Origin of the sequence: Priestia sp. SIMBA_032 (genome assembly GCF_046535215.1) — a bacterium.
Classification (GTDB): domain Bacteria; phylum Bacillota; class Bacilli; order Bacillales; family Bacillaceae_H; genus Priestia; species Priestia aryabhattai.
Genome location: NZ_JAWRXD010000968.1, coordinates 1 through 260, shown reverse-complemented (window position 1 = coordinate 260; position 260 = coordinate 1). Strand labels below are relative to the sequence as shown.

General features: G+C 65.8%; 1 protein-coding gene. It reads left to right on the top strand.

What is annotated here, in order from left to right; genetic code table 11:
• The coding region (locus SB717_RS37230; protein ID WP_410908136.1) for a hypothetical protein at positions 1–260 on the top strand (260 nt) is incomplete at both ends.

Genomic DNA, 260 nt, shown 5'->3' with positions numbered 1-260 from the left:
GGTGCAGGCAAGACACTCGGTCGCAGATGAATCCGAGCTGGAGCGGCTGACGACGATCTGGTCGCAGACACTGACGGCCCTGTTGCCCGCAGCCGCCGCGCGGACGTCGCGCTACCTGGTGCGGGTGACCCCCGAACAGGACCAAACCCTCGTCGCACTGGCCGGAGAACGCATCTCCGATGTGTGGCCACTGTCGCCGCTGCAGGAGGGCTTGTTCTATCAGGCCCAGGTGGACAGCGGCAACGACATCTACACCGCAC